9 protein-coding genes are annotated in these 9,969 nt (G+C 53.3%); 7 read left to right on the top strand and 2 right to left on the bottom strand.

Translation table 11 applies throughout. The annotated features are described in order from the left end of the window. Nucleotides 1–254 precede the first annotated feature (254 nt). Both RC85_RS23590 and ispH read right to left on the bottom strand, forming a co-directional pair. Nucleotides 255–992 carry a hypothetical protein gene (locus RC85_RS23590; protein WP_068267206.1) on the bottom strand — a complete coding sequence of 246 codons (738 nt, stop codon included), beginning with the start codon at nucleotides 990–992 and terminating at the stop codon, nucleotides 255–257. 12 nt (nucleotides 993–1,004) lie between these two features. Continuing rightward, nucleotides 1,005–1,937: a 4-hydroxy-3-methylbut-2-enyl diphosphate reductase gene (ispH, locus tag RC85_RS23595; RefSeq protein WP_068267207.1), complete on the bottom strand. Its 933-nt coding sequence runs from the start codon at nucleotides 1,935–1,937 to the stop codon at nucleotides 1,005–1,007. Between the two features lie 198 nt (nucleotides 1,938–2,135). Between ispH and hpnC the strand changes: the two genes are divergently transcribed. The 7 genes from hpnC to RC85_RS23635 all read left to right on the top strand — a co-directional run. Further along, on the top strand, nucleotides 2,136–3,044 hold the full coding sequence (gene hpnC, locus RC85_RS23600) for a squalene synthase HpnC (RefSeq protein WP_068267208.1): 909 nt from the start codon (nucleotides 2,136–2,138) through the stop codon (nucleotides 3,042–3,044). Nucleotides 3,045–3,104: 60 nt separating this feature from the next. Beyond that, nucleotides 3,105–4,118: a phytoene/squalene synthase family protein gene (locus tag RC85_RS23605; protein ID WP_068267209.1), complete on the top strand. Its 1,014-nt coding sequence runs from the start codon at nucleotides 3,105–3,107 to the stop codon at nucleotides 4,116–4,118. After that, on the top strand, nucleotides 4,115–5,602 hold the full coding sequence (gene hpnE, locus RC85_RS23610; protein WP_068267210.1) for a hydroxysqualene dehydroxylase HpnE: 1,488 nt from the start codon (nucleotides 4,115–4,117) through the stop codon (nucleotides 5,600–5,602). Before RC85_RS23605 ends, hpnE begins: the two co-directional genes overlap by 4 nt. 207 nt (nucleotides 5,603–5,809) lie before the next feature. Continuing rightward, nucleotides 5,810–8,215 carry an FAD-dependent oxidoreductase gene (locus tag RC85_RS23615; RefSeq protein WP_235033309.1) on the top strand — a complete coding sequence of 802 codons (2,406 nt, stop codon included), beginning with the start codon at nucleotides 5,810–5,812 and terminating at the stop codon, nucleotides 8,213–8,215. A 268-nt stretch (nucleotides 8,216–8,483) separates the two neighbouring features. Then, on the top strand, nucleotides 8,484–8,804 hold the full coding sequence (locus RC85_RS23625; RefSeq protein ID WP_068267213.1) for a DUF433 domain-containing protein: 321 nt from the start codon (nucleotides 8,484–8,486) through the stop codon (nucleotides 8,802–8,804). A gap of 7 nt (nucleotides 8,805–8,811) precedes the next feature. Continuing rightward, entirely contained in the window at nucleotides 8,812–9,108 is a 297-nt protein-coding gene (locus RC85_RS23630) for a DUF5615 family PIN-like protein (RefSeq protein ID WP_200836771.1), read from the top strand. A 607-nt stretch (nucleotides 9,109–9,715) separates the two neighbouring features. Beyond that, the coding region (locus tag RC85_RS23635) for a hypothetical protein (RefSeq protein WP_157594042.1) at nucleotides 9,716–9,969 on the top strand (254 nt) is incomplete at its 3' end.

Below are 9,969 nucleotides of genomic sequence, written 5' to 3' on the forward strand. Positions count from 1 at the left end.
ATCGCCCCGCGCGTCCATGCGGGGCGAAACGCGCGGGGCGATGCCCACGCGGTTAAACGAACTAACCCGTATTTTCCAGGGACCAAAACTCTTCACGGCGTTGGACGGAAGCCCTCTGCCGGGGATTTACCGGCCTGTCGATCAAATAGCAGATCCAAATTTATAGTCGCCTTTTGCTCCGCAAAAGCAGCGTTTGTGGACGCATCTTTCGCGGCGCGAAAGGCGACTATCAGCAGAGCAGTCGTTGGCAAAAACTACCGCATCGGAACGTCTTCATCGATGCCAACATCCAATTCAGAATCGTCGATCATCGGCGAATAATCATCGCTGGGGTCGTACATGCCATCGTTCATTCCACCTCCGTTTTCAATGGTGAAGTCGTAGTTCCCTTCGCCGACCGATTCTTCCAACTGCATCATCGTTGCCGCGATCGTGGTCGCTGTATCGTAGGGACCGGAGATGAAGTGTGGCTTGCCGTCGTTGCCGAACAAGAATTCTGTTTCGCAAAGCGAAGCGTCGATGTCATTCCAAATAGGCATCGTCTTTAAGTACAGGTCATGCGGTTTAAAACCAAATTGGTCTGCAAAGGCGACGGCGGATTCAACCAGCTTTCGTGCAGCCGACGGGATGGCGTCTTGCATCGCATCGACTTCTGCCATGCGGTCCAGCATTTCACTTAGCATGCTCGGGAAACAGGCCTTGGCATCGACATCCTTCACGCCCAAGCACATGCCGTCGATCAGCAAGCGAACAAACAGCACACGACCATCTTGCAGTTTTCGGCTAATCAAAACGCTGCCGAATTTTTGGTCTGGGTCCAGCAGCGATTCACTGATCAGACACCGTTCGATCGCGCCGCTTGATGCCGAAACCAACTGACCAGACAAAGATTGCAATGCGTTTTTCGCGCGAGCCTCTTCCTTTTTCTTGGCAAGCTCTTTGGATCGTTTCTTGGCGAGCTTCTTTTGGCGTTTCTGTTCTTTGGCTGACATTTCAAATCCTTTCTAGTTGTTGAGTACACGCAATGATTTCGGCAACGGGAACTGCACAGATTCTTCGCGAATCTGTTTTACCTCAACCGTTGCATCGAACAAGTCGACTAGCCATGTGATGGTTTCCTGAACCAGCGATTCGGGGGCACTGGCTCCTGCAGTTAGAAGTACCGTGTCGCCCTTGGAAAAATCCGCCTGATCCAAGTCATCGGGGCTGTCGATTAAGAACGCCTTTTGGCCCGACTCGGCGGCCAGTTCTTTCAGCCTCTGTGAATTGCTGCTGTTCTGGCTCCCCACCACCACAACCGTGTCTGCATCGTCGCTAAGGATCCGAACGGCTTCTTGGCGATTTTGCGTCGCGTAGCAAATGTCGTCCTTGGGCGGACTGGCGATGCCAGGGAAACGTTTTCGCAAGCGAGTAATGATTCGGTTGGCGTCATCAACACTGAGCGTCGTCTGCGTTAGATAGGCAAGCTTGCTTTCGTCAGCAACTTCCAAGGTATCGACACCGTCTTCGTCTTCGACCAACAGGATCGCCTCGGGCGCTTCGCCCATCGTTCCGATGACTTCATCGTGGCCGTCATGCCCGATCAGAATGATCGTGTAACCAGCCTTGGCGTACTTGATTGCTTCCAGGTGTACCTTTGTTACCAAGGGACAAGTGGCGTCGATCGCGTTAAGATTCCGGGCCTTGGCTGCCTGTCGTACCTCAGGCGATACGCCGTGCGCCGAGAACAACAACACGCTGCCTTCGGGGACCTCATCAATCTGTTCCACAAATACAGCACCTCGATCTCGAAAGCTGTTGACGACGTACTGATTGTGTACGATTTCGTGATAAACGTAGACCGGTGGGCCGAAACGCTCCAGCGTCAAATCCAAGGAAGTGATTGCCATGTTCACGCCCGCGCAGAAGCCTCGCGGGGCTGCCAAAATTATCTTCATTCTTAAAACGCTATCGCAAAAATTGATGGTTCGCTGGGAAGGAGAGGTGTGCAGAGTCGTATGCCAACCGCTCCCCTTTTTAGCAGAATAACCGGTCTGGCTCAGTCTGACCTCCCAAAGAATAACCGCTGATGGTTCTAATCGTCTAACCCGATTGGGTGACAACTCTGACAATTTAAGGTAATCCCAAACCAGTTGATGAAGAAAAAGGCTGAACTAGTCGAAGGGCTAACCACCCAGCTTGCGTCGGTGAGGCACGCCGAGTCCCTCACTCGGGCCCTAGCGGGGATGCACTATGAGAATTTTTTGGTCGCCAGTGTCCTGTTACCGCGGCGTCTTAGGCAGCCTTTTTTCAACGTTTATGCCTATTGCCGAATCGCGGACGACTTGGCCGACGAATCTTCATCGCCAAGCGTCGCGACCGAGCGGCTGCAGACGCTTCGTCAACACTTCGATGCCGCGATCGCTGGATCACCAACGTCCAATCTTTTTCTTGCTCTGACCAAAACGATGCAAGAATTTGATTTGCCCCCCGATCCGTTTCACCATTTACTTGATGCTTTTGAACAGGATCAAATCAAAACCCGCTATCAGGATTTTGACGAACTTTTGCATTACTGCCAGCGTTCGGCAAACCCAGTTGGGCGGATCGTGCTAAAGCTTGCCGATTGTTGCAACGAAGAAACAGAATCGCTGTCAGACGATATTTGCACTGGGTTGCAGTTGGCCAACCATTGGCAAGATGTCGGGCGAGACTTCGCGATCGGGCGTATTTATTTGCCAATGGATCGCTGGGATGAATTTGGCGTCGACGAGTCGATGTTCGGCACGCCCGGTGAAGCGGCCCAGCTCTCGACTCCAATGCCGCTGCGGAGAATGATTGAGGCGCAATGCGACTTGGCTCAGCAATACCTCGATCGGGGTTTATCGCTTGCCGATCGAGTTCCAAAGTGGATAGCGGCGGACATCAAGCTGTTTGCTCATGGCGGATTGCAGACGCTGGCGGCGATCAGGAAAGTCGATTACGACGTGCTTGCGGTTCGCCCCAAAGTCAGCAAGACCGTGCAGATCAAGCTGATTGCAAAGGCGATGTTGAGACTGCTTTGAATTGAAATGTCGCTGCAGGATACTGCTGTCTTAGTCCACGGTTTGTTAGGCTAGACGGTTATGTCGCGTAAATCGATCGTCGCTAAATCCATCATCGCAGAGAGTTACCATCACGTTCGCCGAATCTCGCGGCAGAGCGGCAGTAACTTCTATCGATCGTTCTGGCTATTGCCGGGGCCCAAACGCGAAGCGATGGAAGCGTTGTATGCGTTCGCGAGAATCACCGATGATTTGGGCGATTCCAACGAGCCGCCGGCAATCCGCAGTCGATGGTTGCAGTGGTGGCGTGGCGCGACGGCATTGAACCTGATCAGCGAAACTGAATCAGGGAAGGTCATCTTCCCGGAGGGGTGGCTGGCAGACGACAAGCCATCTTTTAACGGCCAGGATTCGGCAAAAGCTTCCTTGCGGAAACACGCCGAGCAAATTCTGCCCGCACTTTCTGACACCGCACGGCGATACGAAATTCCTTCTCGATATCTGTTGGAGATCATTGACGGGGTGTTGGCCGATCAACAAAAAACTCGGTTCGACACTTATGAACAAGTCGAACATTATTGCTATCTGGTTGCGTCCGCGGTTGGACTGGCTTGTTTGCACATTTGGGAATTCGAAGAACCGATCCCCACAACATCTGCAGTCGATTGCGGGTTGGCGTTTCAGTTGACAAATATCTTACGCGACGTTGCCGAAGACGCTCAGCGAGGCCGTATCTATTTGCCTCGTCAGCATTACGAACAGCATGGCCTTAGCGAAGACGATTTGCTGCGACCGCGTCGCGACGACCGGTTGGAATGTTTGATTGCCGAAGAAGCCTCCCGAGCCGCCAAGTTGTTTGATTCGGGTTGGGGGATTTGGGATTCGCTGCACGCCGATGGAAAGCCGATGTTTAGCATGATGTGGAGGACGTACCGCAAATTGTTGCAACACATCGAAAACGATCCTGGTCAAGTGTTGCAGCGACGGGTGCGTTTGTCCAAGCCAGAGAAAATTGCACTGGTGACAAAGCATTACGTGCCTTGGATCTTTCGGCGTTTACCGGTACCGCCATCGGAAGTAGCCGCAACAAAATGAGTGCTTCCTCGACTCCCCACGTCGTGATCATCGGTGGAGGTTTGGCTGGTTTGTCGGCTGCCCAATCACTCTCGGATGCCGTCGCTGCATCGAACCAGCAAGCAGTCGCAAGTGCCGATCCGTACCGGTTAAAAATCACCCTGCTGGAATCAAAACGAAGCACGGGTGGGCGAGCGGGGTCGTTCTCTGATTCGATCAGCGGAGAATCAGTTGACTATTGCCAACACGTTGCGATGGGCTGTTGCACCAATTTTATATCGTTGCTGAAACGCTTCGACATGTTGGATGATTGGAAACGATATCGCGATCTAGTTTTTCACTACCCCGGACATTCCCCCAGTCCGTTTTCTCCATCACGCTGGTTGCCCGCGCCTTTGCACTTGGCCGCCTGCGTTGGCAAGCTTGGCTACCTGAATCGAAATCAAAAGCGTGAAGTTCGATCGGGAATGTGGCGTTTGATGCGGACCCGATCGGCCTCGCTCGCCCAGCGGACTGCAAAAGATTGGTTGCAAAGCATCGGTCAAAGCCAGTCAACGATCCAAGCGTTTTGGGACGTGATTCTGGTGAGCGCTTTGGGTGAGGAAACGGATGTCGTTTCAATGCAGGCGGCGCGTAAGGTTTTGATCGACGGGTTCGCTGCGGCGCAAGGTGCCAGCGATGTGCTGGTTCCGTGTCTTCCATTGTCAGAAATGTTTGGCGAACGGCTTCCACAAAAATTAGAATCGCTAGGCGTTGAACTGCGTTGTCAGGCAGCCGTCAAACGCATCGAAATCGCATCGCCAACTGGACCGGTGGTGGAATTGGTCAGCGGCGAAGAATTGTTGGCCGATCAGGTCATCGTCGCGGTTCCCTGGTATCGGTTGTCGTCGTTGTTTGATCCTGATGACGCGGAAGTTGCGATACCGAATGTTCATGGCTGCACGCGATTGGATGCTTCGCCCATTTCAGGAATCCATTTGTGGTTGGACCGCCCGATCATGACCAACGATCATGCGGTGATGGTCGGCACCACTTCGCAATGGGTGTTTCGACAACCGCTTGCGAGTACTGTTTCGCCCAGCGAGCCCAGCGAAGTGTCTGGTCATTACCACCAGGTCGTGATCAGCGCATCGTCGGGTCAGTCGCAATCACTTGGCAAGCAAGCTTTGTTGGATACGGTTCTGGATGAACTCCGTAACGAGTTTCCGATGGGGCGTGATTTCAAGCTGTTGAGGCATCGAATCGTTACTGATCCGAATTCAGTTTTTTCGGTCAGTCCGGCGACTGAATCGATACGAGGCAACATCCGCCCTGCCCTGCCCTGGCTACATTTGGCGGGTGATTGGACGCCCACGGGCTGGCCATCAACGATGGAATCGGCCGTCATCAGTGGTCGGATGGCCGCGAATTCCGTTGCCAGGCGGCTTTCAGATTCGCTGGTTGAGATTCCCGTTGATCCAGGTTTGCCATGGGGATGGCTAGCCAAGCGAGTGATTCGCCGATAGAACCCCACCCGGCAGAGTGTATTTGCCGCGCGGCTACGATCTATCGGGATCGCGTCAGCGATCGTCGTTGTTATTCATCGGAGTCGGTGCAACCGGAGTTTTTGAAAATTGGATTTGTCGTTACCGCCGCCATTGCTCGAGCGTTTGCGCTGGACTGTCAGCCCGGATGAAGCAAACCGTGGGCCCGGTAACTTCGTTCTCTATTGGATGCACAATGCACTCCGCGCTCACGAGAATCCGGCGCTTGACACTGCGATCTGCTGGGCCAGGCAAAACGGTTTGCCGCTGCTGGTTTATCACGCGATCTCTGAAGAGTATCCGTTCGCGTCCGATCGCATCCATTGCTTCATGTTGCAGGGACATCGTGACGTTCAGCGGAAACTAGCAGACCGCGGGATCAAGGCATATTTTCATCTGGAACGTGAAGGTCATCGTGGTCCGCACCTGCGCGACCTAACACGACAAGCAGCGGTGTTGGTAACCGAGTTGATGCCTGTGCAACCGCTCGCTGGATGGATTGAGCGTTTGGCTAGTCGAACCAAGACTCCGATTGCAACGTCGGATGCATCTTGCGTGTTGCCGATTCCAGTTCCCGTTTCCGAAGAGGCTTGTGCCCATGTCGATCAATACCGCTCCGCTACCAAGGCACTGCATTCTAAGCGAGTCGATCTTCCCTACGACGAACAACCCGTTGACTGCGAAATTTTCTCGGGCGAGTTGCCTTTTGTTTCGATGGATTTGCAAGACGTTTCGTTTGCAGACGTAATCTCGCAGTGCCAAGTCGATCATTCCATCAGCCCGGTCGTGGACAGTCCCGGCGGATCACGTGCTGGCTACGCCCGATGGAATTGCTTTCGCGATCGATTCTTGGAGGGTGGTAGCGTTGACAATAACGACCAAGATCACCAAGACGATCAAAACGGCTGGGTCGAAAGTCGGCTGAGTGCTTACCTGCACTTTGGAATGGTCAGCCCGCTGCGAATCGCGAGAGAAGCCAGCTCTTTAGGAGCGAATAGATTTCTTGATCGTCTACTCATTTTTCGCGAACTGTCGTTTCGATTTTGCGATGCCAATATCGATCAGATCGAGACTCTTGATTCGCTGCCCGATTGGGCTTTGCAATCGTTGCTGGCTCATCAAGCGGATGCCAGAGAAGCAGACTACAGTTGGGAGACTCTTTCGCGCGGTCAATCCAAACATCCGCTTTGGAACGCGTGCCAAAGAAGTCTGCTAAAGCATGGTGAGTTGCACGATGATTTGCGGAAGACCTGGGGCAAAGCTCTGCTGCGTTGGACATCCACGGCCGGACGGTCAATGCGGGTCGCGATGGACCTCAATCATCGTTACGCGCTCGATGGTCGTGACCCCTGCGGCTATGGCGGCGTGCTTTGGTGCTTCGGACAATTCGACCAGCCATCGCAAAGCACGCAAGATTATCTTGGCACTGTTCCTGCACGGCCGTTGGATGATCATCTCAATCGCATCGATCTTGATCGCTTGAACAAGCACGTTGATCGCCCCGTCGCCGAAGATCTTCCGCGTGTCGCCGTTGTCGGTGCTGGGCTTGCCGGGTTGATGGCGTCGCGAACACTTACCGATCATGGTTTGGATGTCACGATCTTTGAAAAATCGGGTGGCGTCGGCGGTCGAATGTCAACGCGTAGGATCAACAAAGATACCGCTGGTGAAAACGCTGGTGAAAAAGCTGTCTTACCGCAGTACCAGTTCGATCACGGAGCACAGTATTTTACAGCAAGAGATCCAAGGTTTTGTCGCTACGTACAGAGTTGGATCCACGACGGAATCGTGAAGCCTTGGACTGGACGGATTGTTGAATTAAAAAGCGACGGGCATGTGGTGGCTGAAAAGCGAAGCACACTTCGCTATGTCGGATCGCCCAAAATGAACACAGTCGCACGACACTTAGCGACTGATTTAAACATTCAGAATCATACTCGGGTGGAACGTCTAGTCAGGAGCGATCGCGATACTTGGAATCTGATCGATTCGTCGGAGAATGATCTTGGTGAATTCGACGTCGTGATTGCAAACTGCCCTGCCCCGCAAGCTTTACATTTGATCGGCCAGCATTCTTCGATGTCTGATCAAATCCGCAAGGTGAAGATGAATTCAACTTGGGCAGTCATGCTTGCCGCCAACGGACTCAGCGACATTCCCTATGACGCTGCGTTCATCAACGACGGTCCACTGTCTTGGATTGCGAGGAACAGCAGCAAGCCAGGCCGCAAGCATGAAGCCTGCCAAACCTGGGTTCTGCACGCATCGCAACAGTGGTCGCGTGATCACATCAACGATTCCGCTGACACCGTTCAATCCCAACTGATCGATGCCTTTCGACAGGCAACAGGTTGCAAGCCTTTCCAACTCGACTACGCCGTGGCGCACCGATGGCTCTATGCGATTCCTGAAAAACCGTTGGATCAAGAATGTCTTTGGGATCCTGCGATGGGAATTGCCGCATGCGGCGATTGGTGTGGCGGGCCAAGGATCGAAGGGGCATTCTTGTCCGGGATGGCAGCAGCAGGCGCGCTGCTGCGACACCTAACGGTGGACCGATCGTTCCAGAACGTTCGCGTTGGAATTGACCGATAAGAACCGGCCCTACACCGATTTTTTGGCAAAACGATGAGGGGGCAAAACGATGGTGCGCGGTAACCATGCCCGGAAAAGGTGACGGGGGTAGCTTTGCTGCGATGGTTATTGATTACCCCCTTCACCTTTTTTACGCGTCATCTTTGCTTCGCCAAGTCCTGAAACCCGAAACCCGAGTCAGACCCCATTCGGAGCGTTTCTTTTTTGCGGTAAATGAATGGAAAGCTTCGCTTGGTCTTCGCAATGAAAGCGTGGTACAATAGGTCGCGTGCAACCTACAATCACCAACCATATCGACATCCGAGATAACCGTCGTGGAGAACCGCGAGCGTTTATTGCTGGTACACGTTTACGTGTTCAGGACGTGGTCAATCTCTACGAGCGTCAAGACATGACTGCTGAAGAGATTGCCAGGGAGTACCCGCACGTTGGTCTTGCACAGATTCACGCGAGCCTTGCTTATTACTTTGAAAACCAAGGTGAAATCCAAGCGGCAATTAAGAGTGACCGCGAGTTTGCAGAGTCCATGAAAACTCAGTTGGACACGAGTTCAAGAATGGATGCGGACAGTGATTCGGTTTCATCTTGATGAAAACATGCCCAAGGCTGTAGCTGAAGGTTTGCGACTACGTGGCCGTGATGTAACGACAACCAACGAAGTTGGGCTTCTTGGTGCAAGTGACCCTGAACAGCTTAGCTTTGCTCACAAGAACGGTCGCGTGATTGTTACGCAAGACGACGACCTGCTCACCTTGGCGGCAGAAGGAAGTGAGCATTCTGGGATTGTTTTTTGGACAGCGAAGCGAGCCATGGGGCAACTCATCAAAGAGCTAGATGCTCTTTGTTATGAGCTTTCAGCAAAAGACATGCTTGGACAGATTCGCTTCTTGTGAATACGGAGCTACGTCGTGCTGGTGAGGATGCTCAAATCAGAGGCGCCAAACGGGGACCTAAACGGGGACAGGGCATGCCGAACGGTGCGGGGACAATCTGCAATCGCACTTGCTATCATTTCAGTCGACAACTCTCGTTCGTGCCCTGTCCCCATTTGACCGGAATGTCTTTGGGATCCTGCGATGGGAATTGCCGCATGCGGCGATTGGTGTGGCGGGCCAAGGATCGAAGGGGCATTCTTGTCCGGGATGGCAGCAGCAGGCGCGCTGCTGCGACACCTAACGGTGGACCGATCGTTCCAGAACGTTCCCGTTGGAATTGACCGGTAAGAACCGGCCCTACACCGATTTTTTGGCAAAACGATGAGGGGGCAAAACGATGGTGCGCGGTAACCATGCCCGGAAAAGGTGAGTGGGGAAGTTTGCTGGGATGGCTATTAATTACCTTCCCCTTTTCGTCGCGTCACCTTTGCTTCGCCAAGCCCTGAAACCTGAGTCAGGCCCCATTCGGGGCGTTTCTCTTCCATTCGTACCGTGTGGGTTATGAGGCATGGTCCAAACGGGGACAGGGCATGCCAAACGGTGCCGGGACAATCTGCAATCGCACTTGCTATCATTTCAGTCGACAACTCTCGTTCGTGCCCTGTCCCCATTTGACCCCGAATCGTCTAGCGATAGCGTTTGGGACGTCGAGGCCAACAACGAAGCCAACAACGACGAAAGTGAAAGCAAACCAGACAGCTTTCGTGATGCGTACGACCAATGCGAGGCCGAGGATCAGGCCATCACTCCCGCAGTAAGCGAATCCGAAGATGATCATTCGCAAGACCGTGTGGATGTGACGGCGATGATGCCTAGCAT

The organism is Rubripirellula obstinata (assembly GCF_001642955.1).
Taxonomy (GTDB): Bacteria; Planctomycetota; Planctomycetia; order Pirellulales; family Pirellulaceae; genus Rubripirellula; species Rubripirellula obstinata.

Excerpts from the sequence above, each read along its gene's own strand:
- RC85_RS23590 (WP_068267206.1), bottom strand. The coding sequence starts at position 992 with ATGTCAGCCAAAGAACAGAAACGCCAAAAGAAGCTCGCCAAGAAACGA.
- ispH (WP_068267207.1), bottom strand. The coding sequence starts at position 1,937 with ATGAAGATAATTTTGGCAGCCCCGCGAGGCTTCTGCGCGGGCGTGAAC.
- hpnC (WP_068267208.1), top strand. The coding sequence starts at position 2,136 with ATGAAGAAAAAGGCTGAACTAGTCGAAGGGCTAACCACCCAGCTTGCG.
- RC85_RS23605 (WP_068267209.1), top strand. The coding sequence starts at position 3,105 with ATGTCGCGTAAATCGATCGTCGCTAAATCCATCATCGCAGAGAGTTAC.
- hpnE (WP_068267210.1), top strand. The coding sequence starts at position 4,115 with ATGAGTGCTTCCTCGACTCCCCACGTCGTGATCATCGGTGGAGGTTTG.
- RC85_RS23615 (WP_235033309.1), top strand. The coding sequence starts at position 5,810 with ATGCACAATGCACTCCGCGCTCACGAGAATCCGGCGCTTGACACTGCG.
- RC85_RS23630 (WP_200836771.1), top strand. The coding sequence starts at position 8,812 with ATGCCCAAGGCTGTAGCTGAAGGTTTGCGACTACGTGGCCGTGATGTA.